Here is a 25598-nt window from a genome sequence, read left to right as displayed (position 1 = left end):
GAGCTTACTCTCCCTAAAATTGCAACATTGAAATCAACGGGGCGCGAAGCCCCATTACGCCGCCTTTTCCCATCGCCATCCCGTTGACCCTGTCGGCACTTGGGTTTAGACCCATTTTAACGTCTGTTATGCCGCCGCTCTGACGTGATCCGAGCGGCAAAGCCAAAAGGAGCCTCCCTTGGACGATATGCTGCGGGAATACCTGCCTATCCTTGTTTTTCTGGCTGTTGCCATCGGTTTGGGCCTCGTCCTGATCCTTGCAGCCGTGGTTCTGGCGGTGCGCAATCCGGACCCTGAAAAAGTGTCTGCATATGAATGCGGGTTCAACGCCTTTGATGATGCGCGGATGAAATTCGATGTGCGCTTCTACTTGGTGTCAATTCTATTCATTATTTTCGACCTCGAAATCGCCTTTCTGTTCCCTTGGGCCGTCGCGTTTAAAGACATCTCTATGGTCGGGTTCTGGTCGATGATGGTGTTCCTTGGCGTGCTGACCGCAGGCTTTGCATATGAGTGGAAGAAAGGGGCGCTGGAATGGCAGTAACAGACGCAGGAGTCGCAGGCGGCTATACCGCCGGGCCGGACCGCGAGGTTGCCACGCAAGAGCTGAACGCAGCTTTGCAGGACAAGGGTTTTCTGGTCACGTCCTCGGCGGATGTGATCAACTGGGCGCGCACCGGTTCGCTGCACTGGATGACCTTCGGGTTGGCCTGCTGTGCGGTTGAAATGATGCACACCTCTATGCCGCGCTATGACCTTGAACGGTTCGGGACGGCGCCACGGGCCAGCCCGCGCCAGTCGGATTTGATGATCGTGGCCGGCACGCTGACCAACAAAATGGCGCCGGCTTTGCGCAAGGTTTACGATCAGATGCCAGAACCGCGCTATGTGATCTCTATGGGATCCTGCGCGAATGGCGGCGGCTATTATCACTATTCCTACAGCGTTGTGCGGGGCTGTGACCGGATTGTACCGGTAGACATCTATGTGCCCGGCTGCCCACCCACGGCAGAGGCGTTGTTGTATGGCATCCTGCAATTGCAGAAAAAGATGCGTCGGACAGGGACAATCGTACGATGAGTGACGCACTGAACGAACTGGGTGCCTATATCGAGGCGAAGCGCCCCGATTGTGTGCTGTCATGGGACGTCACCAAGGGTGAGCTGAACCTCAATGTCACGCTGGGCAATATTGCCGGGCTGGTGGATTTTCTGAAAGGCGATGCCACCTGCCGTTTCTCGACGCTCGTGGATATCACGGCGGTGGATTATGCGGGGCGGGCGAAACGTTTTGATGTGGTGTACCACCTGCTGAGCATGTACCAGAACCACCGTATCCGTCTGCGTGTTGCGGTGCGTGAAAAGGATATGGTGCCGTCGCTGGTCGATGTGCACCCGTCGGCCAACTGGTTCGAACGCGAGATTTTCGACATGTTCGGCATCCTGTTTTCCGGCCATCCCGATCTGCGTCGCATCCTGACCGACTATGGTTTCCGCGGCTTCCCGCTGCGCAAGGACTTCCCAACCACGGGCTATACCGAAGTGCGTTATGACGAAGCGCAAAAGCGGGTGGTCTATGAACCGGTGTCACTGGTGCAGGAATACCGTCAGTTCGACTTTATGTCACCATGGGAGGGGGCGGAGTACATCCTGCCCGGTGATGATAAAGCGGAAGGTGCCAAGTAATGGGCGGTTTCTGGTGGCTTGTGATGTCGGCGCTGACAGCGATCCCCATGCTGAAACTGTTGCCGCATTTCGGTATCAACAAATACTGGGCAGCAGTCTGTCTGATCCCACTCGGCCCTGTGGCCCTGCTGTGGTGGATGGGCATGAAGCTGCAAGAATTGGAGAAGCTATGATTGACCTTCTTGAAGAGATGATAGCCAAGCTGTTTGGTCAGCGTCAGGAGCAGCCCATTCGCGTTGCCGCGGATGAAGAGCGGCCAGTGGACAAGCAGTTGAAGGGGCGGAAATGATCTCCACTACTGACTATTTCTTGCTTCTCTTTTTGACAGGCGGTGGGTTGCTTCTGTTTACAGCTACTATTCTCGCCCCGATTCTGATCTGGAGCACATATCGGATCATTTTACGAACCCACTCTTACAAGAAGGTGCTGAAATAATGGACGGCGATATTCGCGTGAACACCTATGATGACGGTTCGACAGATGCCGTCACGGGTGAACAGAGGATCCGTAACTTCAACATCAACTTTGGCCCGCAGCACCCTGCGGCCCACGGTGTTCTGCGTCTGGTGCTTGAGCTGGACGGCGAGATCGTAGAGCGTTGCGACCCGCATATCGGTCTGCTGCACCGTGGCACTGAAAAGCTGATGGAGAGCCGGACGTACCTGCAAAACCTGCCGTACTTCGACCGGCTGGATTATGTGGCCCCGATGAATCAGGAACATGCCTGGTGCTTGGCGATCGAGAAACTGACCGACACGGTTGTACCGCGTCGTGCCAGCCTGATCCGCGTGTTGTTCTGTGAAATCGGTCGTGTTCTCAACCACTTGCTGAACGTCACGACGCAGGCGCTGGACGTGGGCGCACTGACCCCGCCGCTTTGGGGCTTTGAAGAGCGCGAACAGCTGATGGTCTTCTACGAACGCGTCTGCGGTGCCCGTCTGCACGCGGCCTATTTCCGCCCCGGCGGTGTGCATCAGGATCTGCCAGCCGGTTTGCTGGATGATATTCAGGCATGGTCCGAACAGTTCATGACCAAGTTTATGGTCGATATCGATGAGTTGCTGACCGAAAACCGGATTTTCAAACAGCGCAATGTTGATATTGGCATTGTCACTGAAGATGACATTCTGAACTACGGGTTTTCCGGTGTGATGGTGCGCGGCTCCGGCCTTGCCTGGGATTTGCGCCGCTCGCAGCCCTATGAATGTTACGACGAATTCGAGTTCGAAATTCCGGTTGGCAAGAACGGCGACTGCTTTGATCGCTATCTCTGCCGTATGGAAGAGATGCGCCAGTCGGTGCATATCATTCAGCAGGCCATCGTGAAGCTGAACGCGCCCGAAGGGCAGGGGGATGTGCTGGCCCGTGGCAAGATCACACCGCCATCACGCACCGCGATGAAGACCGACATGGAAAGCCTGATCCACCACTTCAAGCTTTATACCGAAGGGTTCCACGTGCCCGAGGGTGAAGTCTATTGCGCGGTTGAGGCCCCCAAGGGCGAATTCGGCGTCTACCTCGTGGCGGACGGCAGCAACAAACCTTACCGCTGCAAAATCCGCGCCCCGGGGTTCCTGCATCTGCAAGCGATGGATCACGTGAGCAAAGGCCACCAACTGGCTGATGTTGCTGCGATTATCGGTACGATGGACGTGGTCTTTGGAGAGATTGACAGGTGATGCAGCCGCCGCTGCATTCCCTTTTTGAAAATACCGGGCGGTGCGCCGCCATCAGATACGAAGGCTAGGATTCATGCTCCGCCGACTACACCCAGACCAACCGCAGGCATTCGCCTTTACCCCCGCCAATCAGGCATGGGCCGAAGCGCAGATCACCAAATATCCAGAGGGCCGTCAGGCCTCGGCGATCATTCCACTGCTCTGGCGCGCACAGGAGCAAGAGGGGTGGTTGACCCGTCCGGCAATTGAACACGTGTCGGAAATGCTGGGGCTGGCCTATATTCGTGGTCTTGAGGTGGCGACCTTCTACTTTATGTTCCAGCTGCAACCGGTTGGTTCTGTTGCGCATATCCAGATTTGCGGCACAACGACCTGCATGATTTGCGGGGCCGAGGATCTTGTGGCGGTCTGCCGTGAGAAAATCGCGGATCAGGCCCATGTGTTGTCAGCGGATGGCAAGTTCTCCTGGGAGGAAGTTGAATGTCTGGGGGCGTGCGCCAATGCGCCCATGGCCCAGATCGGCAAGGATTATTACGAAGATCTGACCGCCGACAAGCTGCGCGCGTTGCTGGACGATTTGTCCGCAGGCAAAGTGCCCACACCCGGCCCGCAGAACGGCCGTTACGCGGCTGAACCAGCCTCGGGCCTGTCCAGCCTCACGGAATTTGAAAGCGGCAAGACACAGTATAATGCATCGGTTCAGCTGGCGGTTGATATTGGCGACACAGTCAAGCGGATTGACGGCACGGAAGTGCCTTTGCTGACGCCATGGCAGGGCAAGCCGGCAAATGCCGGGACCAAACCAGCGGCCAAGAAGGCAACATCGCCAAAACCTGCGGCGGGCAAGCCGGTGGATAAGACCGGCGTGACCAAGCAACAGGCCGTTGCAACCTCGAAAGCAAAACCAGTCTCCAAAGAGGAGCCTGAAAACGCAGTGTCCTCTGGCTCTGCGAAAAAAGCGGATAAGCCAGCGGCGGGTGCGGGCAAAAAGCCCCGTATGATGAAAGCGCCGCGCAAATCGGGGCCGGATGATCTGAAACTCATCAAGGGTGTAGGCCCCAAGCTGGAAAACATGTTAAACGATATGGGCATTTTCCATTTTGACCAAATCTCCAAATGGGGCGCGGCGGAAGTGGCTTGGGCGGATGAGAACCTGAAAGGGTTCAAGGGCCGTGTGACACGGGACACTTGGGTGGATCAGGCGCAGAAACTAGCAGCCGGTGAGGAAACAGCCTTTTCGGCCAAAGCCCGCACGGATGGGCGTTATGACGGCGAGGCGTAAGATCACGCGGTCACCATAGGGGATGTAAACGACGATGACACAGACGCAAAAACGTTCTGAATGTAAAACGATGTGCTGGATTATTGCGGCCATAGCCGGAATTGTACTGATGCTACTTCTGTACAAATTGTTCGGTTTGGGCGGTTTTTGGTCGTTTGTTCTGGGTCTGATCGGCGGTGTGCTTCTGGCATATTTCCTACCGCAATATATGTGCAAGGACAGCCCTGCATCATTGGGGGCGGATACATCGGCAGCAGACACTGTCACCCGTGGACCGGTTGATGTTGGTCAAAACAGCCCGGCGGTGGCAAGTGCTGTGACCGGGGACACCGGAACCACCAATGCGAGCGCGCCATCGGCACATGCTGCGGTGGCTAGCTCGGCGGCAACCACCTCAACATCTGCGACGTCTTCCGGTGATGCCGGAGAGGTCGCGCCTGCCGCACCTTTGATGGCGGCAGAAATCAAACCATCTACCCCACTTGCGGGGGAGGCAGAGCTGGCATCGCGTAAAGGTACGTGGAAATACGAAGCCCCTGCCGCGGAGGCAAAACCCGCTGCTAAGAAACCTGCAGCAAAGAAAGTGGCAGCCAAGAAAACTGCGGTAGCCGAAACGGCCTCTGCGGATATGGTCCCCGAGAAAGCCGCGCCAAAGAAGACGACTGCAAAGAAAGCTGCGGCAAGCACGGCCAAACCGGCCAAGGCGAAAGCCGCACCAAAAGCCAAAACCGCTGCTGCAAAAGCCGCTCCAAAAGCCAAGGCAGAACCAAAGGCCAAGGCTGCACCAAAACCAAAGGCAACGGCAGCCAAGGCCCCTGCAAAGGCAACCACGAAACGCGCGCCTGTGGCGGCGGATGGCAAGCCATTGGTCTATGAGACCGCACCGCCAGAGGGCAGCGATGATCTGAAACTGATCAGTGGCGTGGGCCCTAAGCTTGAGCAGACCTTGAACGAGCTGGGCATTTACCGCTTTGATCAGGTTGCCGGCTGGCGCAAGAAAGAAATCGAATGGGTTGATGCACGTCTGCGTTTCAAGGGCCGGATCGCACGGGATGACTGGATGTCACAGGCCAAGATCCTGGCCAAGGGCGGCGAGACCGAGTTCTCTAAGCGTAAAAAGACCTAAGAGGGAACGGGCCTGATTGTGAACGAGCAGGAAAACAACGGTTCTGCACGGGATCAGGCCCTTGCAAGGAAAGGCCGGATGGTGGGTCTGGTCATCGCGATTACCATGGTGCTTTGGGTGATCGCGAATTTCTCGGTGGCGAAGCTGGGGCTGGAAATGCGCTATTCGCTGCTGTTTGATTTTGCCGCATTGGCCGCGCTGTTTTGGGCGATGGTGGTGATCTGGCAGATGTGGCAAGCGCGGCAGGCTGACAAAAGGTCGGGCCGCTGAAAGTTTAACCGGCCCGCAAGACGGGTCGAGATACCAAAGACCGGCCCGAAGGGGCCGCGATGACAATAGATAGGGCGCAGCAATGCTTGCAGATCAGGACCGCATTTTTACCAACATCTACGGCATGCATGACCGCACGCTGAAAGGTGCGCAAAGTCGCGGCCATTGGGATGGCACGGCGGATATCATCAAAAAGGGTGCGCCTTGGATCGTCGATCAGATGAAGGCATCCGGTTTGCGCGGGCGCGGTGGTGCGGGCTTCCCGACTGGTTTGAAATGGTCCTTCATGCCCAAGGAAAGCGATGGCCGCCCCAGCTATCTGGTGATCAACGCTGATGAATCAGAGCCGGGCACCTGTAAGGACCGCGAGATCATGCGCCACGATCCGCATACGCTGATCGAGGGCTGTCTGATTGCGTCTTTCGCGATGAACGCCCATGCCTGCTATATCTACATTCGCGGCGAATACATCCGCGAGCGCGAGGCGCTTCAAGCGGCGATTGACGAAGCCTATGATGCAGGCTTGGTCGGCAAGAACGCCTGTAAATCCGGTTGGGATTTCGACATCTATCTGGCGCATGGGGCGGGGGCCTATATCTGTGGCGAGGAAACCGCGCTGCTGGAAAGCCTTGAAGGCAAAAAGGGCATGCCCCGGATGAAACCGCCGTTCCCGGCAGGCGCGGGTCTTTATGGCTGCCCGACCACAGTGAACAATGTGGAATCGATTGCCGTCGTGCCAACCATCCTGCGCCGCGGGCCGGAATGGTTCGCCGGCTTTGGCCGTCCGAACAATGCCGGTACCAAGCTGTTTGCGATCAGCGGGCATGTGAACAACCCCTGTGTGGTTGAAGAGGCGATGTCGATCACCTTTGAAGAGTTGATCGAGACCCATTGCGGCGGCATTCGCGGCGGCTGGGACAACCTCAAGGCCGTGATCCCCGGTGGTTCTTCTGTGCCGATGATCCCCGGTGCACAGATGAAAGATGCGATCATGGATTTCGACTATCTGCGCGAGCAGCGTTCGGGTCTGGGCACCGCGGCGGTGATTGTCATGGATAACTCCACCGATGTGATCAAAGCGATCTGGCGGCTGGCGAAGTTCTATAAGCATGAAAGCTGCGGGCAATGTACGCCCTGCCGCGAGGGTACCGGCTGGATGATGCGGGTCATGGACCGTCTGGTGACAGGCGATGCAGAGCCGGAAGAAATCGACATGCTACTGGATGTGACCAAACAGGTTGAGGGCCACACGATTTGCGCGCTTGGCGATGCGGCGGCCTGGCCTATTCAGGGTCTGATCCGCCACTTCCGTGACGAGATCGAGGACCGGATCAAACACAAGCGCACGGGTCGTGTTTCTGCGGTGGCTGCGGAATGATTGACCAATTCGCAGAGTATAGCCACGCCATTGCTGCCCTAGCCATTTGGGCGTTGATGTCGATTATTCTTGGCGGGCTGTCGACTGTTGGGCGGACGGCGGAAACTCGAAGCGATTGTGGCAAACCCATTCGGGACTATGCCAATCCGGTGTACCGGCGTGAACGGGCTTTCGCCAATGCGGTAGAGGTTTCCGGCCCCTTCATTGCTGCGACACTGGCGGCGATTCTGGCCGGGGCTGCGCCGTTTGTGGTTAATCTTCTGGCGTCGATCTTCATTGCCGCGCGCATTGCCATGGCAGTTGTTCATATTGGGACGGAAAACCAGCCGATGCGGTCGGCCATGTTTGTGATTGGCTGGCTCTGCATGATCGGCCTGGCAATTTCGGCGATATGGGCGGTCTTCTGAAGCTCTTTTCGATCGCATTGATCGCAACCTTCTTGCCGGTAATGGTTCAGGCGCAGGGCAAGGCACCGGCACCTGAGTTTGCGGTTGAGATGAATTTTCAATCCTTCATGGCACGGCAGTTTGCAGAGCGGTGCGAGGGGCTTGCCTTTGATCATACGGGGTTTGATCGCCACATGAGGGCGCTCATTGCAAAATTCAGCAACAGGGGCATTCACGCGCGCAATCAGGGCAAGCATTTTGCGCCAATAGATCCGCAACGCTATGAGCCTTACTTTATCGCGTTTTCGGAGAAATATGATCTGACAGAGGATAGCTCCCATCAGAACTATTGTGACGCAGGACATGCTGCAGCAGAGTGGCGCACGCCCGTCGGACAGATGTTGAAAGTTGTTGCCGAATGAATCACCCTGAAGGCCATCACCTAGCCGAGCTAAATCTGGGCATCCTGAAATATGATTGGGACGATCCACGGGTTCAGGATTTTGTTAACGGTCTGGATCTGGTGAATGCGGCAGCGATGCGCAGCCCCGGATTTGTCTGGATGCTGCCAGAAGAGGAAATGCACTTTGAACAGACCTCTGACGCGGGCAATATGGGGGCCAACCCGCGTATGGCCAGTACGTTAAGTGTTTGGGAAGATGTGGCCAGCCTTGAGCATTTCGTCTGGAACACGGTGCATAAGAGGTTCTATGACCGCAAAGCGGAATGGTATGACATGGGCGCTGCCTTGCGTTTTGCCATGTGGTGGGTGCCCATTGGGCATCATCCTACAATGGCCGAGGCGATGACGCGTTTCCGCCATCTGGAACAACATGGGGCCAGCGATCAGGCCTTTGGCTGGGCGGCAGTTAAAGACGCACAACTGTGGCGCAGCAAATCATGCGGGTAGGGACATATGCACTTGCGGCGACAATACATCAGAGCCACGTACACCTGGATACAAAGGTTGCCTGAGGCGCGAATTTAGCAAATATGGGGACCACAATGGGAACACCCCGGATCAGAGTAGGAGAGGCGCTGATGAAAACTTCCGAATCCCACAGGGCACCGGCACCACGACAAACCTCCTGCACAGGTCAGAACTGAAGAGGGCGCAGAGATGAGAACAGGTTATTTGGCAATTGCCCTGGTGTTGGCGGTGCTGGCCGGCTGTACCAGCAGCAAGGACCGCATTGCCTTTGATGGTCATTACTTCCGTACGAAAGTGGCCAAGGTTGATGGGCAAAGAGATGTCTTTTCCGTACGCATTCGCGATGTGGCGCGTTCACTGGATGGGGCACGGGAGGCAGGGCGCCATGCCGGTACGGCCTATTGCGTGGAAAACTACGGCAGTTCCAAAATCACCTGGGTTGTCGGCCCCGACACACCGCCGGAAGAGTTGCAGATCAGCGATAATACACTGGTGTTTCAGGGGGTTTGCCCTCAGCTGTGAAATCGGCAATAAGGGGCGCGTTGAGAACGGGTTAATGACCTGTTATTGCATAACAAAGGGACCCAACCGATGTGGGACAGGGCAAATCCAGCCAACCACATGAGGAACCGAGTGATGAAAATTCTGCTTACAGCAGTTCTGGGCGCAAGCCTTTTGGCCAGCCCGACGATGGCCAAACCCCCTTTGAGCAAGGTGGCGGCCATTGATGATGCGCTGTTTGACCTTGGGATTGCGGATCGTATTCGTAAAAATTGTCCGGTTATTAACGCACGGATGTTCAAGGCGATCGGATATGTGCGCAATTTGGAGAAAAAAGCCCGCGACATGGGCTATACTCAGGCCGAGATTGACGCCTATACGGACAGTGATGTCGAAAAGGACCGGTTGCGGGCAAAAGCAGCCGCATTTTTCCGCGCACGGGGGGTCGATACTTCCGACCCGCAAAGCTATTGTGCGCTAGGACTGCAAGAGATTCAAAAATCGAGCCGGATCGGTTCGTTACTAAGAGCAAAGTGAACCTATGAGCGACCTGCGCAAGATCATCATCGACGGTAAAGAAGTTGAGACTGAGGGGGCGATGACGCTCATTCAGGCGTGTGAGCAGGCGGAGGTCGAAATCCCGCGGTTTTGTTACCATGAACGTCTGTCGATTGCGGGCAACTGCCGCATGTGTCTGGTCGAGGTTGTCGGCGGCCCGCCGAAGCCTGCCGCAAGCTGCGCCATGCAGGTCAAGGATCTGCGCCCCGGTCCCGAAGGCCAGCCGCCGGTTGTGAAAACCAATTCACCGATGGTGAAAAAGGCCCGTGAAGGGGTGATGGAATTTCTGCTGATCAACCACCCGCTGGATTGCCCGATCTGCGATCAGGGCGGTGAATGTGATTTGCAGGATCAGGCGATGGCCTATGGCGTCGACTTCTCCCGCTACCGCGAACCAAAGCGGGCGACCGAAGATCTGGATCTGGGCCCGCTGGTTGAAACCCATATGACGCGCTGCATTTCCTGCACGCGCTGCGTCCGTTTCACCACTGAAGTGGCAGGCATTCACAAGATGGGCCAGACCGGTCGCGGTGAAGATGCCGAAATTACATCCTATCTGGGCGAAACACTTGATTCGAACCTGCAGGGCAACATCATTGATTTGTGCCCGGTTGGGGCCTTGGTGTCTAAACCCTATGCCTTTACCGCGCGGCCATGGGAACTGACCAAGACCGAATCCATCGATGTGATGGATGCGCTGGGGTCCAACATCCGTGTAGATACAAAGGGCCGCGAAGTGATGCGGATTCTGCCGCGCAACCATGACGGCGTGAACGAGGAATGGATTTCCGACAAGACACGCTTTGTCTGGGACGGTCTGCGCCGCCAGCGTCTGGATACACCCTACATCCGCGAAAACGGCAAGCTGCGTAAAGCGGACTGGCCCGAAGCGCTGGCTGCTGCGGCTGCGGCGATGAAGGGCAAGAAAGTTGGCGGTCTGGTCGGTGATCTGGTCTCTGTTGAAGCGGCCTATGCGTTGAAAGCGCTGATCGAGGGGCAGGGCGGTTCCGTTGAATGCCGCACCGATGGTGCGAAATTGCCCGCTGGCAACCGGTCTGGCTATGTTGGGACCGCGACGGTTGAAGATCTGGACAATGCACAGGCCATCATGCTGATTGGTGCGAACCCGGCTGTGGAAGCACCAGTGTTGAACGCGCGCATTCGCAAGGCCTGGACCAAGGGCTGTGGTATTGGGGTGATCGGGCCAAAGGCTGATCTGACCTATGAAACCATGCACATCAGCGAAGATCCCGCGATGATGACAGAGTTGCTGTCGCGTGATCATTCCGAGGTGCAGGAAAAGCCCTCTGTGATCATCGTCGGACAGGCAGCCCTGTGCCGCGAGGATGGCGCGGCCATTCTGGCCGAAGCGATGGCATTGGCCGAATCAACTAAATCCACCTTTATGGTGCTGCACACTGCTGCGGGCCGTGTTGGCGCGATGGACATTGGCGCAACCAGCGAAGATGGCATCACCGATGTGCTGGGCGCGGATGTGATCTATAACCTTGGCGCGGATGAGGGTGATATTCCGGCGGGACCGTTTGTGATCTATCAAGGTTCGCACGGGGATCGCGGCGCACATCGCGCGGATATCATTCTGCCCGGTGCCGCCTATACCGAAGAACCCGGTCTGTTTGTGAATACCGAAGGGCGTCCGCAACTGGCGGCTCGTGCAAGTTTCGCACCCGGTCAGGCCAAGGAAAACTGGGCCATCCTGCGGGCATTGTCTGCGGAGCTGGAGGCGACATTGCCTTATGATTCCATTGCAGCCCTGCGCAAGGCATTGGTGAAAGACGTGCCGCATCTGGGAGATGTTGATGAGGTGCCCGCGAACGATTGGCAGCCGCTGACGCGCGGTGATGTTGGCAGCGCCCCCTTTACGCCCGCCATTGCAGACTTCTATCTGAGCAACCCGATTGCACGGGCCAGCGCATTGATGGCGGAACTTTCCGCAAATGCCGCTGCACGCGCCGCTGCCCCTCTGGCGGCTGAGTGAGAACGGTGGTCGCCTTTGCCCTTGCGTCTGCGGCAATGACGTTAAGCGCTTGCGAACCGCAGGCCCCGTTGGCGTCGGATTTTATCCCTGAATACAAAGGGGTAGAGACCGCGTTGCTGGATGGCGATCTGGTGCAGTTCAACGTGGCAATGACCAAAGCGCAAAGCGGTCAGGACGTGGCGGATTACGCCGAATGTGCCGCCGCGCAATATACGCTTATTCGCGGCTACGGATTCGCAAGACATGTGCGCACAAATGTGGCGCAAGAGGCTGGCCTTTGGCGGGGCGATGCTGTTTATACGATCTCGCCAAGCCTGCCACGTGGCATAAAGACAATCGATGCCGAAGTGACCGTTGCACATTGCGTCGAAAAGGGCATTCCGAGGGTATGAGAAACAATGGTTGAATTCTTTACACAAACCGGCCTCGGCATGGGGCTTTTGCTGGTCGGGCAGGTGTTGCTGCTGGTTGTGCCTTTGCTGTTGGCATTGGCGTTCCTGATGTATGCAGACCGCAAGATCTGGGCCGCTGTGATGATGCGCCGTGGCCCCAACGTGGTTGGCGTTTTCGGTCTGCTGCAATCCTTTGCGGACTTCCTGAAATACATCGTGAAAGAGGTTGTTGTGCCCGCCGGTGCCGACCGGGCGGTGTTCTTCCTTGCTCCGATGATTTCATTTGTCATGGCGATGATTGCCTGGGCGGTGATCCCGTTTAACGAAAACTGGATTTTGGCTGATATCAATGTGGCCATCCTCTACGTCTTCGCGATCTCTTCGCTTGAAGTATACGGCGTGATCATGGGCGGTTGGGCATCCAACTCCAAATACCCTTTCCTTGGATCGCTGCGCTCTGCCGCGCAGATGATTTCCTATGAGGTGTCGATCGGTCTGATCATCATCGGTGTGATCATCTCTACGGGGTCAATGAACTTCGGCGCGATTGTTGCGGCCCAAGAGGGCGGTGGCGGGTTGCTGCACTGGTACTTCCTGCCGCATTTCCCGATGCTGATCCTGTTCTTCATCAGCGCGCTTGCTGAAACCAACCGTCCCCCGTTCGATTTGCCGGAAGCGGAATCAGAACTGGTTGCGGGATATCAGGTTGAATATTCCTCCACACCGTTCCTGTTGTTTATGATCGGTGAACTGGTCGCCGTCGTGCTGATGTGTGCGCTGGTGTCGCTCCTGTTCCTTGGGGGCTGGTTGTCGCCTGTGGCCTTCTTGCCGGATGGGTTCTTCTGGATGTTCATCAAGATGCTGGGCGTGTTCTTTGTCTTCTCGATGGTTAAGGCGATCACGCCGCGCTATCGCTATGATCAGCTGATGCGTCTGGGCTGGAAAGTCTTCCTGCCGTTCTCATTATTCTGGGTGGTGTTTGTGGCCTTCGCGGCGAAATTCGAATGGTTCTGGGGCATCTATGCCCGCTGGCCGATGTGAGGATGATATGAGTCAAACCGATTTTTCCCGCAAAGCCGGATATTTCCTGCTGACCGACTACGTCAAAGGCTTCCTGCTGGGCATGCGTTACTTTTTCGCGCCCAAGGTCACGCTGAACTACCCCCATGAAAAGGGCCCGCTTTCCCCTCGTTTCCGGGGCGAGCATGCCTTGCGCCGTTATCCCAACGGGGAAGAGCGCTGCATTGCGTGCAAGCTGTGCGAAGCGGTTTGCCCTGCGCAGGCCATCACGATTGATGCAGAACCACGCGATGACGGGTCCCGACGCACTACGCGCTACGACATCGATATGACCAAATGCATCTATTGCGGTTTCTGTCAGGAAGCCTGTCCCGTGGATGCGATTGTCGAAGGGCCGAACTTCGAGTTTTCGACAGAGACCCGTGAAGAGCTTTATTACGACAAGGATAAACTGCTGGACAATGGTGCCCGCTGGGAAGCCGAGATTGCCCGCAACCTTGAAATGGATGCGCCCTACCGATGAGCCTTGATGCGCCACAAACTGACAGCTACGCGCGGGGCAAAGCGCTTTCCGAACAGGTGAACCCTGGGATGGAAGACGCGTTGCGCGCGCGCTATGACGCGTTGGTGCCCGGGTTGGCGCATACGGTTGTGGATGTGGCCTATGGCCAGTTCTATGCACGGGGCACGGTTGATGAAAAGACGCGGCTATTGGCGACAATCGCTGCCTTGACCGCTTTGGGCGGGCAGACCAAGCCGCAGTTGAAGGTGAATATCGCCAGCGCGCGGGCCGTCGGTGCCAGCCGCGAGGAAATCAGCGAGATCATTTTTCAAATGACGCTTTATGGTGGGTTTCCGGCGATGATCAACGCATTGAATGCCGCCCTGGAGGTTTTTGAAGCCGAGGAAAGCGCATGAGTGATCAAAGCAACCCTTTCGAAGCGATGATGAAGCAGGCGCAGGAAATGGCCAAGGCAATGCCGGGGATGGATGCGTTTTCGCCCAAGGTATTTGAGGCGATGATGGGCACGATGCCCAAGGACATGATGGAAATGATGTTCGGCAACGGGCTGAACGCCGGGGGGCTGGACGCGCGCACGCGGCTTTTGCTGACGCTGGCCGGGCTGACAATGCAGGGCGCACAAAATGATGTTGCGATCCGTCAGACTGTGCGCCATGCGATTGAGGCAGGGGCGACCCGGCAGCATGTGACCGAAACCATTGCGCAGATGTCGGTTTTTGCAGGGCTGCCGGCGATGACCCGGGCAACGGAACTGGCCAATCAGGCCATGGACGAGAAAGATAACGACATGAAGGGCGACAACATGAAGGGCGGCGAAGCATGATTGTTTTTGCATTTTATCTGTTTTCGATTTGCGTGATTACCGGTGGATTGTTCACCGTTGTCAGCCGCAATCCGGTGCATTCCGTGCTCTGGTTGATCCTGTCTTTCCTGTCGTCAGCCGGGCTGTTTGTCCTGCTTGGGGCTGAATTTGTCGCGATGTTGTTGATCATCGTCTATGTCGGCGCGGTGGCGGTCTTGTTCCTGTTTGTCGTTATGATGCTGGATGTTGATTTTGCAGAATTGAAGGCCGAAATGGCCAAATACCTGCCGTTGGCCTTGCTGATCGGGATGATCATCCTGATGCAGTTTGTGATGGCGTTTGGTGCATGGGAAAGCAATGCGGCGGCTGAAGGTCTGCGTACGCAGGTGACGGATGTAGATGTCCAGAACACTGCGGCATTGGGTCTGATCCTTTATGATGAGTATTTTCTGATCTTCCAACTGGCGGGTCTGATCCTGCTGGTGGCGATGATCGGTGCGATTGTATTGACCCTGCGCCACCGTGTGGATGTCAAACGTCAGGACGTGGTTGCGCAGATGATGCGCGATCCGGCCAAAACGATGGAATTGAAAGATGTGAAGCCTGGGCAAGGGCTTTGAGGGACCAGGAATTTTTGAAAATTCCTACCGTTTTCTTTTGAAGAAAACGAACAACGACGGAAAGACAGTGAACGATGATCGGACTTGAACATTACCTGACAGTGGCGGCAACGCTTTTTGTCATCGGCATCTTCGGGCTATTCCTGAACCGGAAAAACGTGATCATCCTGTTGATGAGTATCGAACTGATGCTCTTGGCGGTGAACATCAATCTGGTCGCCTTTTCCAGTTTCCTTGGGGATCTGGTGGGGCAGGTCTTTACGCTTTTCGTGCTGACCGTTGCCGCCGCAGAGGCCGCGATTGGTCTTGCTATCCTTGTTTGTTTCTTCCGCAACCGTGGCACGATCGCGGTTGAGGATGTCAATGTGATGAAGGGCTAACCACATGGAAACCATCATCCTCTTCGCCCCGCTTGTTGGTGCCATCATCGCCGGTTTCGGCTGGAAGATCATCGGCGAGCCAGCCGCGCAATGGCTGACAACCGGTTTGTTGTTTCTGGCGGCGGCCCTGTCCTGGGTTGTTTTCCTGACACTGGACGGCCCAACCGAACATATCCAGATCCTGCGCTTTATTGAATCCGGCACGCTCAGCACCGATTGGGCGATCCGCATGGACCGTCTGACTGCGATCATGTTGATTGTGGTGACCACGGTTTCAGCGCTCGTGCATCTCTATTCCTTTGGCTATATGGCACATGACGAGAATTTCACCGGCGAGGGTGAAAAATACCGCGCACGGTTCTTTGCCTATCTGTCATTCTTTACCTTTGCGATGTTGATGCTGGTGACTGCGGACAACCTGATCCAGATGTTCTTTGGCTGGGAAGGTGTGGGCGTCGCGTCTTATCTGCTGATCGGCTTTTACTACAAAAAACCCAGCGCCAATGCCGCCGCGATCAAGGCCTTTGTGGTCAACCGGGTGGGGGACTTTGGCTTTATCCTGGGGATCATGGCGCTGTACTTTATGACGGACAGCATCAAGTTTGATGATATTTTTGCTGCTGCCCCAGATCTGGCAGAACAGACCATTGGCTTTCTGTGGACAGAGTGGAATGCGGCGAACCTGATTGCCTTCCTGCTGTTTGTCGGTGCGATGGGTAAATCGGCACAGCTGTTCCTGCATACCTGGTTGCCGGACGCGATGGAGGGGCCGACACCTGTTTCCGCTTTGATCCACGCCGCAACCATGGTGACCGCGGGTGTCTTCCTCGTGTGCCGCATGTCGCCTTTGATGGAGTTTGCGCCCGAAGCTATGATGTTTGTGACGGTGATCGGTGCCACCACAGCATTCTTTGCGGCGACTGTTGGGCTGGTGCAGACTGACATTAAACGCGTTATCGCCTATTCCACCTGTTCGCAGCTGGGCTATATGTTCGTTGCAGCAGGGGTTGGCATGTATTCCGCCGCGATGTTCCACCTGTTCACCCACGCTTTCTTTAAGGCGATGTTGTTCCTTGGTGCCGGGTCGGTCATCCACGCGATGCACCACGAGCAGGACATGCGCAACTATGGCGCGCTGCGCAAAAAGATCCCTTACACCTTTGCGGCGATGATGATCGGTACCTTGGCGATCACCGGTGTTGGTATCCCGCTGACGCATTTCGGCTTTGCCGGTTTCCTGTCCAAAGATGCGATCATCGAAAGCGCTTGGGCCGGTGGTTCCATGTATGGTTTCTGGATGCTGGTGGTGGCTGCGGCGATGACCAGCTTCTACAGCTGGCGTCTGATCTTCCTGACTTTCTATGGCACGGCGCGTGGCGACAAGCATACGCATGAGCATGCCCATGAAAGTCCGATGGTAATGTTGGTGCCTTTGGGCGTGTTGGCGCTGGGAGCGATCTTTGCCGGAATGATCTGGTTCAAGCCGTTCTTTGGTGATCACAAATATGTTGCTGACTTCTACAATATTCCGCTGGTGGAAATGGCCGAAGGGTCTGACAACCATGCCAACGGCGCAGAAGACAGTCATGGCAAATCTGAGGATGGGCATGGCAGCGAAGAGGGGCATCACGCGGCCTTTGGCGGTGCGCCGGGTGAGGGGGCCTTGTACTTTGGCCCGGACAACCACGTGCTTGAGGATGCGCATTCTGCCCCCAAATGGGTCAAGGTCGCCCCGTTCATTGCGATGTTGTTTGGCCTGATCATGGCGCTGTGGTTCTACATCTGGAACCCAAGCCTACCCAGACGTCTGGCCGAGAACCAGCAGCCGCTTTATCAGTTCTTCCTGAACAAATGGTACTTTGACGAGATTTACGATGTGATCTTTGTCAGACCTGCCAAGGCGATTGGCCGGTTCTTCTGGAAGCGCGGCGATGGCAATGTCATCGACGGTACGCTGAACGGCATTGCCATGAGCATTGTCCCGTTTTTCACACGGCTCGCCGGTAAGGCGCAGTCTGGCTATATCTTCACCTATGCTTTCGCCATGGTGATCGGCATCGCGGTGCTGGTGACATGGATGACGATGTCCGGAGGGGCGCACTAATGGATACCCACCTGCTTTCCATTATCACGTTTTTGCCGGCTTTGGCGGCTGCGATTCTGGCGATTTTCCTGCGCGGGGACGATGCCGCGGCACAGCGTAATGCCAAGTGGCTGGCGCTGATCACCACAACGGCGACATTTGTGATCTCGCTGTTTGTGCTGTTTGAATTTGATCCGCAGGATCCCGGTTTCCAGTTTGTCACCGAAGCCGAATGGCTGCTGGGGTTGAAGTACCGGCTTGGCGTTGACGGCATTTCGGTACTCTTTGTGATGCTGACCACCTTCATGATGCCGCTGGTGATTGCCGCCTCCTGGAATGTGGACAAGCGGGTCAAGGAATATATGATCGCCTTCCTGCTGCTGGAAACGCTGATGCTGGGCGTCTTCATGGCGCTGGACCTGATCCTGTTCTACCTGTTCTTTGAGGCCGGGCTGATCCCGATGTTCCTGATCATCGGTATTTGGGGCGGGGCGAACCGTATCTATGCGAGCTTCAAGTTCTTCCTTTATACCTTCCTTGGTTCGGTTTTGATGCTGGTAGCCATGGTGGCGATGTTTGCGGATGCAGGCACCACCTGTATCGGCGGCTGTGACATCAGCTTGCTGAACCACCAGTTCGGCTATGAGAGTTTCTCTGTTCTCGGCATCCAGATCGTCGGCGGTATGCAAACGCTGATGTTCTTGGCCTTCTTTGCCAGCTTTGCGGTGAAAATGCCGATGTGGCCGGTGCATACTTGGTTGCCCGATGCGCACGTGCAGGCCCCGACCGCGGGTTCGGTGGTGCTGGCGGCGATCCTGTTGAAAATGGGCGGCTACGGTTTCCTGCGTTTCTCGCTGCCGATGTTCCCTGTGGGGGCTGACGTGATGGCACCCCTGGTGCTGTGGATGTCGGCGATTGCGATTGTCTATACCTCGCTGGTGGCACTGGTGCAGGAAGACATGAAAAAGCTGATTGCCTATTCATCGGTTGCCCATATGGGGTTTGTGACCATGGGTATCTTTGCTGCCAACCAACAGGGGGTCGATGGCGCGATCTTCCAGATGATCAGCCACGGCTTTATCTCAGGCGCGCTGTTCCTTGCGGTGGGCGTTATCTATGATCGGATGCATACCCGCGAGATTGACGCCTATGGTGGTCTGGTCAATCGGATGCCCGTCTACGCGTTGATCTTCCTGTTCTTCACCATGGCCAACGTTGGTCTGCCGGGCACTTCTGGTTTTGTCGGTGAATTCCTGACATTGGTTGCTGTCTTCCAGGTGAACACCTGGGTGGCTGCCGTGGCCGCAACCGGGGTGATCTTCTCTGCGGCCTATGCCTTGTGGTTGTATCGCCGCGTGGTTCTGGGTGAGCTGATCAAGGAGAGTCTGAAGGGCATCAAGGACATGAGCGCCCGCGAGAAATGGATTATGGCACCGCTGGTGGCGATGACCCTGTTGTTGGGCGTCTATCCGGCGCTGGTGCTGGATATGATCGGACCGTCGGTGTCGGCGCTGGTTGAGAATTACGCAAGCGCGGTAGAGGCGGCTGATACCACCGTCCAATCCGCCGCTGCTTCACACTAAGGATAGATGCGATGATTACCGCAGACCTGAACGTCATTCTGCCCGAAATCCTGTTGTCTGCCTTTGCGCTGGCAGGGCTGCTGGTTGCTGTTTACACCACCAAAGACAAGGTTGGCGGCATGCTGGTCTGGGTCACGGCGATTGTTTTTGTCGTCTTGGCGGCATGGATCGGCACCACGGGCGAGGGGACGCGCGTCGCGTTCAACGGCATGTTCATCGAAGACGGGTTTGCCCGTTTTGCCAAGGTGACCATCCTGCTGTCCGCAGCGGCGGTTCTGGTGATGTCCGAAAACTACATGCGGACACGGGGTTTGCTGCGGTTTGAATATCCCATTCTCGTAGCTCTCAGCGCCGTTGGCATGATGATGATGGTCTCTGCCGGGGACCTAATGGCGCTTTACATGGGGTTGGAACTGCAATCGCTGGCGCTTTACGTGGTGGCCTCGCTGCGCCGCGACTCCGTGCGCTCTACCGAGGCGGGGTTGAAGTACTTCGTGCTTGGCGCGCTGTCATCCGGCCTGCTGCTTTATGGTGCGTCGCTGGTCTATGGCTATTCGGGCACCACGCTGTTCTCTGGCATCATCACTACCGCGCAGGGGGGGGAGACCTCCATTGGGATGCTGCTGGGTATTGTCTTCCTGATTTCAGGCATGGCGTTCAAAGTCTCTGCCGTACCCTTCCACATGTGGACGCCTGACGTCTATGAGGGGTCGCCCACACCGGTCACCGCCTTCTTTGCCACAGCCCCCAAGGTTGCGGCGATGGCGCTGTTTGCCCGCGTGATGCATGATGCCTTTGGCAATGCAGTCAGCGACTGGAGCCAGATTGTCGCGCTGCTGTCCTTGCTGTCGATGTTCCTTGGCGCGGTTGCCGCGATCGGTCAGACCAATATCAAACGTCTGATGGCCTTCTCTTCCATCGCGCATATGGGGTATGCGCTGATGGGGCTGGCCGCGGGAACTGCCTTTGGTGTGCATGCGATGCTGGTCTATATGGCGATCTATGTGACGATGAATGTCGGCACCTTTGCGTTTATCCTGATGATGCAGAAAGACGGCGCGCCGGTAACTGATATTGCGTCGCTGAACATGTATGCCAAGGCGCATCCGGGGCGGGCCCTGTCGATGCTGGTTCTGTTGTTCTCGCTGGCCGGTGTTCCACCGATGCTGGGCTTTTTCGGCAAGCTTTATGTGCTACGTGCTGCATATGAAGCGGGTCTGGTCTGGCTGGCGATTGCCGGTGTGATCGCATCTGTGATCGGTGCCTATTATTATCTGCGCATCGTGTTCTACATGTATTTCGGCGAAGAGCAGAGCGAACAGCTTGACCGTTCGTCCGGCCGTATCCTGCCGGTGTTCCTGACCGCATCAGCGCTGATCATGATCTTCGGGATCATCAATATGTTCGGTGTTGAAACTGCGGCAATGTCTGCCGCCGCCGCGTTGGTGAATTGAGCGGTCTGCCCGTGCAGGCCGTTCCTTCCAGCGGCTCTTACGGCGTCAATGCGGCTTGGATCACATGAGCGGCTGGCCCGCAGGATATGACCGCTGTGTATTTGATGTGGTGGACAGCACCCTCGCCGAAGCGGCGCGGATGCTGCCGCGGCTGACTGGCCCGACATGGATCCTCGCGTTGGAGCAAACCGCCGCACGTGGGCGCCGGGGGCGGGCCTGGGCCACACCACGGGGTAACTTTGCCGGTACACTGATCATGCGTCGGCTTGAAGAGCCGGGTGTTGCTGCCCTTCGGTCATTTGTGACGGCTTTGGCGCTGCACCGCACCTTTGTCGAGGTTACTGGCCGGCCAGAAGCATTTGCGCTGAAATGGCCTAATGATGTTTTGCTTAACGGTGGCAAGGTGGCGGGCATCCTGTTGGAAAGCTCTGGGGAGCATCTGATCATCGGGATTGGCGTAAACCTTGTTCATGCGCCGGGGGCGGAGGTGCTGGAGGCTGGCGCGTTGAAACCGATGAGCCTTGCGCGTGATCTGGGCGTTGATGTTGCGCCCGAGGTGTTCCTAGACGTGCTGGCGCGGGAATATGCATCACTTGACGTGCAATTCACCACCCATGGGTTTGCCCCGATCCGACGTGCCTGGCTTGCCCATGCCGCGAAGCTTGGCGAGGTGATTACCGCTCGCACCATGCGTGAAGAGACAGTAGGCACCTTTGAGGGGATCGACGAAAGCGGCAATCTGATCCTGCAAACCTCTCAAGGGTCTGTGTCGATTGCCGCTGCGGATGTGTTTTTCTAAAAACGGAGATCTCCGATGCTTTTGGCAATTGATTGCGGCAATACCAATACGGTTTTTTCGATCTATGATGGATCAGAGTTTATCGCCACATGGCGCACCGCGACAGAGTGGCAGCGCACGGCGGATCAATATTACGTCTGGCTGACCTCGCTAATGCGGTTTGAAAAGATCGAGGTGGACATCACCGATGTGGTGATATCGTCAACCGTGCCGCGGGTGGTGTTTAACCTGCGCGTTTTTGCAGATCGCTATTTCCACACCCGTCCCATCGTGGTGGGCAAGGCAGGATGTGCTCTGCCTGTTGAGGTACGTGTTGACGCGGGCACAGCCGTTGGGCCGGACCGGCTGGTGAATACCGTAGCGGGTCATGACCTGTTTGGCGGTGATCTGATCGTGGTCGATTTTGGCACGGCAACCACCTTTGATGTGGTGGACACCGATGGGGCATATATCGGTGGCGTCATCGCCCCCGGTGTGAACCTGTCGCTGGAGGCGCTGCACAATGCCGCCGCCGCTTTGCCCCATGTGGATATCAGCCAGCCCGAGCATGTGGTGGGCACCAACACTGTTGCTTGTATGCAATCCGGTGTTTTCTGGGGTTACGTCGGACTGGTTCGTGAGATATGTGCGCGGATAAAGGCGGAACGCGGGCGCGAGATGCGCGTGATTTCGACCGGTGGTCTGGCCCCGCTATTCCAGCAGGCGGTAGACCTTTTTGATGAATTCCGTGATGACCTCACAATGCACGGCTTGACCGTGATTTATAAGTATAACAAGGATTTAGCTGACTAATGAGCAGTGAAAGATTGATCTATCTGCCCCTCGGTGGGGCAGGTGAAATAGGCATGAATGCCTATGTGTATGGCTACGGCAAACCCGGCAAGGAACGTTTGATCGTTGTCGATCTGGGCGTGGCTTTTCCCGATATGGACGGCAGCCCCGGCGTTGATTTGATTATTGCGGACATTGCCTGGCTGCGGGAACGCAAGGATCGCATCGAAGCGGTGTTTGTCACCCATGCCCATGAGGACCACGTGGGTGGCATCGCCCATACCTATGGGCAGTTGCAGGCGCCGATTTATGCGCGCAAGTTCACAGCCAATATTGCCGCCCGTAAGATGGACGAACATGGCCATCCGGCGGATGCGATCCACGTGACTTCCGCTTGGCCACAGCAAGTTACGGTTGGGCCGTTCACCGTTGGTTTTCTGCCGATTTCGCATTCCATCCCTGAAAGCTCTGCCCTGGTGATCGACACGCCAGAGGGGCGTGTGATCCATTCCGGTGATTTCAAAATTGACCTGACGCCGGGTGTTGGCGAAGCCTATGATCCCGACCTCTGGGCCGAGGTCTGTAAGGACGGCGTCAAGGCGCTGGTCTGTGACAGTACCAATGTATTCTCTCGCAATCCCGGTCGTTCCGAAGCAACGGTGGGGCCAGCGATTGAGGAACTGGTCAGCAGCGCCGAGGGCATGGTTGTTGCAACAACCTTCGCCTCTAACGTGGCGCGGGTGAAAACGCTGGCGGTTGCGGCGGATAAGGCCGGGCGCTCTGTCGTTTTGCTGGGCCGTGCGATGAAACGTATGGTCGAAGCTTCGCTTGAAACCGGTGTGATGAAGGATTTCCCACCGGTGGTCAGCCCTGAAGACGCACGTGGCATTCCGCGTGAGAACCTGATGCTGCTGGTGACAGGGTCACAGGGCGAGCGCCGTGCAGCAAGTGCGCAGTTGGCCCGAGGCAAGTTTCAGGGGATCGAGATGAAGGAAGGGGACATGTTCCTGTTTTCCTCCAAGACCATCCCCGGCAATGAAAAAGGTGTCATTCGCATCATCAACCAATTCTCCGAACGTGGTGTCGATGTGGTGGATGAATCTTCCGGTGGTCACTATCACGTGTCCGGCCACGCCAACCGGCCCGATCTTGAGACATTGCATGATGTGGTGAAACCGCAAATCCTGATCCCGATGCACGGTGAACACCGTCACCTGCGCGAGCATGTCAAGATTGCAGACGGCAAGGGCATCAAAGGTGTGCTGGCCGTGAATGGTATGATGATCGATCTTTCCGGCAATACGCCAAAAGTGGCGGAATATATCGAAACCGGCCGCACCTATATCGACGGTTCGGTGCAGATTGGGGCCTTGGACGGCGTTGTGCGTGACCGGATCCGCATGGCGCTGAATGGTCATGTCACTGTGACTGTTATCCTGGATGATGAGGACGAACCGCTGGGGGATCCTTGGGTCGATGCCATGGGTCTGCCAGATATGGGTAAATCCGGCGCGTCACTGGTGGATGTGCTGGAAGAGGACCTGAGCCAGTTTCTGGGTCGCTCCAAAGCTGCGACCCTGCGTGATGATACCAAGCTGAACGACGGGCTGAAACGCGTTGTGCGCCAGTCGGCCAATGATGAGATTGGGAAAAAGCCTGAGGTCACAGTTGTGGTCAGCCGGTTAAGCTGACCTCGACGCTGCGTCCTAGAAACAAAAACGGCCCCGCAATTTATTGCGGGGCCGTTTTTGTTTCAGATGAAGGGCTTATCAGCTGTCTGGCCGCTCGGCAAAGCTCAGCTCGATAAACTCTGGTGTGTGATCACCAAGACCGACAACCCGGTTGCCGCCGCGATCATTATTGCCACGCCCGCCGCCCCGGTTATCGTTGCGCCCACCACCGCGATTGTCATTGCGGCTGCGGTTGTTGTCGCGGGTGTCGTTGCGTTTGCTGTCTTTCTTGCCGTCCTGCGCACCGTCGCGCTTTGTATGGCGCTCTGCGTCGCTCTTTTCCTGCTTGGCTTGGGCAGGGGCATCACTGCTCTGCTTGTCGGCCTTGCCGGCATCATCGGCAACATTCTGATTGGCGGCCTCTGGGGCTTTCGCTTTGGGCGCATCATCCGATTTACGGCTGCGTGAACGGCTGCGTTTCGGCTTTTCTGACTTGGGCGCATCCTCTGCAGGCTTTTCAGCTTCTTTTGCAGGGGCCTTTGCGCTGCCGAGCGGGTTTTCCAGACGTGGAATTTCATGCTGCACCAGACGTTCAACATCGGCGAGGTTCTTTTCGTCGCGCGGCACGCAGATCATGATCGCAGTACCGTCACGGCCCGCACGTCCGGTGCGACCAATGCGATGCACATAGTCTTCGGCGTGGCTGGGTACGTCAAAGTTATAGACATGGCTGACCGAAGGCACATCCAGCCCACGTGCCGCCACATCAGAGGCCACAAGGAAACGCAATGTCCCTTCACGGAACCCGTCGAGGGTTTTGGTGCGCTGGCTTTGATCCAGATCGCCGTGGATAGGGGCCGCGTCATAACCGTATTTTTTCAATGACTTGGCGACGATATCCACATCCATCTTGCGGTTGCAAAAGATGATGGCATTGGTGCATTTGTCACCCTCTGCATCGATCAGCGCGCGCAGCACCTTGCGTTTTTCGGACCCTTCACGGTCTTTGCGCGACGCTTTGAACTCTAGCACCCCTTGGGTGATATTCTTGTTCGTAGTCGCCTGACGGGCCACTTCGATCCGTTCAGGGTTGCTGAGGAATGTATTGGTGATCCGCTCGATCTCGGGTGCCATGGTGGCCGAGAAAAACAAAGTCTGGCGGGTGAAAGGGGTCAGCCCAAAGATGCGTTCGATATCGGGGATGAACCCCATGTCGAGCATCCGGTCGGCCTCATCCACCACCATGATTTTTACGTCATTGAGGATCAGCTTGCCACGTTCAAAATGATCCAGCAGACGCCCGGGTGTTGCGATCAAGACGTCGACACCTTTGTCGATGGCCATGTCCTGTTCCTTGAACGAGACCCCTCCGATCAGCAGTGCTTTGGTGAGTTTTACGTTCTTGGCGTAGGTATCAAAGTTTTCGGCAACCTGTGCGGCCAATTCGCGTGTCGGGCAGAGCACCAGTGAGCGCGGCATCCGTGCGCGGGCACGGCCACGGGCCAGCATGGTGATCATCGGGAGGGTGAAACTGGCGGTTTTGCCGGTCCCGGTCTGGGCGATTCCCAGAACATCGCGCCCTTCAAGGGCAGGGGGGATGGCACCCGCCTGAATGGGGGTCGGGGATTCATACCCGGCTTCATCAATTGCTTTAAGCACTTTGGGGCTGAGCTTTAGATCAGAAAATTTTGTCATATGTGTCCGGT

The 25598-nt window shown here is 56.6% G+C and carries 29 protein-coding genes; 28 read left to right on the top strand and 1 reads right to left on the bottom strand.

Features of this window, described 5'->3' with window-relative positions:
- Nucleotides 1–178 precede the first annotated feature (178 nt).
- The 28 genes from QQL78_RS08930 to QQL78_RS08795 all read left to right on the top strand — a co-directional run bounded on the left by QQL78_RS08930 (nt 179) and on the right by QQL78_RS08795 (nt 23913).
- Nucleotides 179–544 carry an NADH-quinone oxidoreductase subunit A gene (locus tag QQL78_RS08930; protein ID WP_025045091.1) on the top strand — a complete coding sequence of 122 codons (366 nt, stop codon included), beginning with the start codon at nt 179–181 and terminating at the stop codon, nt 542–544.
- Entirely contained in the window at nt 535–1080 is a 546-nt protein-coding gene (locus QQL78_RS08925) for a NuoB/complex I 20 kDa subunit family protein (RefSeq protein WP_284372634.1), read from the top strand. The genes QQL78_RS08930 and QQL78_RS08925 overlap by 10 nt, the downstream gene beginning before the upstream one ends.
- A complete protein-coding gene (locus tag QQL78_RS08920; RefSeq protein WP_284372632.1) occupies nt 1077–1685 on the top strand; it encodes an NADH-quinone oxidoreductase subunit C in 609 nt (202 codons plus the stop codon). The genes QQL78_RS08925 and QQL78_RS08920 overlap by 4 nt, the downstream gene beginning before the upstream one ends.
- Entirely contained in the window at nt 1685–1858 is a 174-nt protein-coding gene (locus tag QQL78_RS08915) for a hypothetical protein (RefSeq protein ID WP_284372630.1), read from the top strand. Before QQL78_RS08920 ends, QQL78_RS08915 begins: the two co-directional genes overlap by 1 nt.
- A gap of 261 nt (nt 1859–2119) precedes the next feature.
- A complete protein-coding gene (locus tag QQL78_RS08910) occupies nt 2120–3364 on the top strand; it encodes an NADH-quinone oxidoreductase subunit D (protein WP_284372628.1) in 1245 nt (414 codons plus the stop codon).
- A 73-nt stretch (nt 3365–3437) separates the two neighbouring features.
- The gene (locus QQL78_RS08905) at nt 3438–4646 is read left to right on the top strand and encodes an NADH-quinone oxidoreductase subunit E (RefSeq protein WP_284372626.1); all 1209 of its coding nucleotides are present in this window, start codon (nt 3438–3440) and stop codon (nt 4644–4646) included.
- Nucleotides 4647–4680: 34 nt separating this feature from the next.
- Nucleotides 4681–5772, top strand: a complete 1092-nt coding sequence (locus QQL78_RS08900) for a hypothetical protein (RefSeq protein WP_489146842.1) — start codon at nt 4681–4683, stop codon at nt 5770–5772.
- An 18-nt stretch (nt 5773–5790) separates the two neighbouring features.
- Nucleotides 5791–6042 carry a DUF5337 domain-containing protein gene (locus tag QQL78_RS08895; protein ID WP_284372622.1) on the top strand — a complete coding sequence of 84 codons (252 nt, stop codon included), beginning with the start codon at nt 5791–5793 and terminating at the stop codon, nt 6040–6042.
- A gap of 82 nt (nt 6043–6124) precedes the next feature.
- Complete coding sequence (nuoF, locus tag QQL78_RS08890) at nt 6125–7420, top strand: NADH-quinone oxidoreductase subunit NuoF (RefSeq protein ID WP_284372620.1); 1296 nt, start codon at nt 6125–6127, stop codon at nt 7418–7420.
- The gene (locus tag QQL78_RS08885) at nt 7417–7827 is read left to right on the top strand and encodes an MAPEG family protein (protein WP_284372618.1); all 411 of its coding nucleotides are present in this window, start codon (nt 7417–7419) and stop codon (nt 7825–7827) included. The genes nuoF and QQL78_RS08885 overlap by 4 nt, the downstream gene beginning before the upstream one ends.
- Nucleotides 7812–8228 carry a hypothetical protein gene (locus QQL78_RS08880; protein ID WP_284372616.1) on the top strand — a complete coding sequence of 139 codons (417 nt, stop codon included), beginning with the start codon at nt 7812–7814 and terminating at the stop codon, nt 8226–8228. Before QQL78_RS08885 ends, QQL78_RS08880 begins: the two co-directional genes overlap by 16 nt.
- Entirely contained in the window at nt 8225–8716 is a 492-nt protein-coding gene (locus tag QQL78_RS08875; protein ID WP_284372615.1) for a DUF3291 domain-containing protein, read from the top strand. The genes QQL78_RS08880 and QQL78_RS08875 overlap by 4 nt, the downstream gene beginning before the upstream one ends.
- A gap of 210 nt (nt 8717–8926) precedes the next feature.
- On the top strand, nt 8927–9259 hold the full coding sequence (locus tag QQL78_RS08870; RefSeq protein ID WP_284372613.1) for a hypothetical protein: 333 nt from the start codon (nt 8927–8929) through the stop codon (nt 9257–9259).
- 114 nt (nt 9260–9373) lie between these two features.
- Nucleotides 9374–9775: a DUF5333 domain-containing protein gene (locus QQL78_RS08865; protein ID WP_284372611.1), complete on the top strand. Its 402-nt coding sequence runs from the start codon at nt 9374–9376 to the stop codon at nt 9773–9775.
- A gap of 4 nt (nt 9776–9779) precedes the next feature.
- A complete protein-coding gene (gene nuoG / locus QQL78_RS08860) occupies nt 9780–11795 on the top strand; it encodes an NADH-quinone oxidoreductase subunit NuoG (protein WP_284372577.1) in 2016 nt (671 codons plus the stop codon).
- Nucleotides 11796–11830: 35 nt separating this feature from the next.
- The gene (locus tag QQL78_RS08855; protein ID WP_284375517.1) at nt 11831–12187 is read left to right on the top strand and encodes a hypothetical protein; all 357 of its coding nucleotides are present in this window, start codon (nt 11831–11833) and stop codon (nt 12185–12187) included.
- A gap of 6 nt (nt 12188–12193) precedes the next feature.
- On the top strand, nt 12194–13228 hold the full coding sequence (nuoH, locus tag QQL78_RS08850; RefSeq protein ID WP_037938963.1) for an NADH-quinone oxidoreductase subunit NuoH: 1035 nt from the start codon (nt 12194–12196) through the stop codon (nt 13226–13228).
- Between the two features lie 7 nt (nt 13229–13235).
- The gene (gene nuoI / locus QQL78_RS08845; protein ID WP_284372572.1) at nt 13236–13730 is read left to right on the top strand and encodes an NADH-quinone oxidoreductase subunit NuoI; all 495 of its coding nucleotides are present in this window, start codon (nt 13236–13238) and stop codon (nt 13728–13730) included.
- Entirely contained in the window at nt 13727–14125 is a 399-nt protein-coding gene (locus tag QQL78_RS08840) for a carboxymuconolactone decarboxylase family protein (protein WP_284372571.1), read from the top strand. The genes nuoI and QQL78_RS08840 overlap by 4 nt, the downstream gene beginning before the upstream one ends.
- The gene (locus tag QQL78_RS08835; protein ID WP_284372570.1) at nt 14122–14553 is read left to right on the top strand and encodes a carboxymuconolactone decarboxylase family protein; all 432 of its coding nucleotides are present in this window, start codon (nt 14122–14124) and stop codon (nt 14551–14553) included. Before QQL78_RS08840 ends, QQL78_RS08835 begins: the two co-directional genes overlap by 4 nt.
- Entirely contained in the window at nt 14550–15152 is a 603-nt protein-coding gene (locus QQL78_RS08830) for an NADH-quinone oxidoreductase subunit J (protein WP_284372568.1), read from the top strand. Before QQL78_RS08835 ends, QQL78_RS08830 begins: the two co-directional genes overlap by 4 nt.
- Before the next feature lie 74 nt (nt 15153–15226).
- On the top strand, nt 15227–15532 hold the full coding sequence (nuoK, locus tag QQL78_RS08825) for an NADH-quinone oxidoreductase subunit NuoK (RefSeq protein WP_008553673.1): 306 nt from the start codon (nt 15227–15229) through the stop codon (nt 15530–15532).
- 4 nt (nt 15533–15536) lie between these two features.
- Nucleotides 15537–17636 carry an NADH-quinone oxidoreductase subunit L gene (gene nuoL / locus QQL78_RS08820; protein WP_284372566.1) on the top strand — a complete coding sequence of 700 codons (2100 nt, stop codon included), beginning with the start codon at nt 15537–15539 and terminating at the stop codon, nt 17634–17636.
- The gene (locus tag QQL78_RS08815) at nt 17636–19198 is read left to right on the top strand and encodes an NADH-quinone oxidoreductase subunit M (protein WP_284372564.1); all 1563 of its coding nucleotides are present in this window, start codon (nt 17636–17638) and stop codon (nt 19196–19198) included. Before nuoL ends, QQL78_RS08815 begins: the two co-directional genes overlap by 1 nt.
- Nucleotides 19199–19209: 11 nt before the next feature.
- On the top strand, nt 19210–20652 hold the full coding sequence (gene nuoN / locus QQL78_RS08810) for an NADH-quinone oxidoreductase subunit NuoN (RefSeq protein ID WP_284372562.1): 1443 nt from the start codon (nt 19210–19212) through the stop codon (nt 20650–20652).
- 64 nt (nt 20653–20716) lie between these two features.
- Nucleotides 20717–21451, top strand: a complete 735-nt coding sequence (locus QQL78_RS08805) for a biotin--[acetyl-CoA-carboxylase] ligase (protein ID WP_284372561.1) — start codon at nt 20717–20719, stop codon at nt 21449–21451.
- Between the two features lie 15 nt (nt 21452–21466).
- Nucleotides 21467–22243 (top strand): type III pantothenate kinase, encoded by a 777-nt coding sequence (locus QQL78_RS08800; protein ID WP_284372559.1) that lies wholly within the window; start codon nt 21467–21469, stop codon nt 22241–22243.
- Nucleotides 22243–23913, top strand: coding sequence for a ribonuclease J (locus tag QQL78_RS08795; protein WP_284372557.1), 1671 nt, complete (start codon nt 22243–22245; stop codon nt 23911–23913). The genes QQL78_RS08800 and QQL78_RS08795 overlap by 1 nt, the downstream gene beginning before the upstream one ends.
- A gap of 78 nt (nt 23914–23991) precedes the next feature.
- Here the strand turns inward: QQL78_RS08795 and QQL78_RS08790 are convergent, their stop codons facing one another.
- The gene (locus QQL78_RS08790) at nt 23992–25587 is read right to left on the bottom strand and encodes a DEAD/DEAH box helicase (protein WP_284372555.1); all 1596 of its coding nucleotides are present in this window, start codon (nt 25585–25587) and stop codon (nt 23992–23994) included.
- Between the last annotated feature and the right edge of the window lie 11 nt (nt 25588–25598).

The organism is Sulfitobacter pacificus, assembly GCF_030159975.1.
GTDB classification, from domain to species: domain Bacteria; phylum Pseudomonadota; class Alphaproteobacteria; order Rhodobacterales; family Rhodobacteraceae; genus Sulfitobacter; species Sulfitobacter pacificus.
Note: the sequence above shows the minus strand (reverse complement) of the source record. Positions and strands in the feature narration are given on the sequence as shown.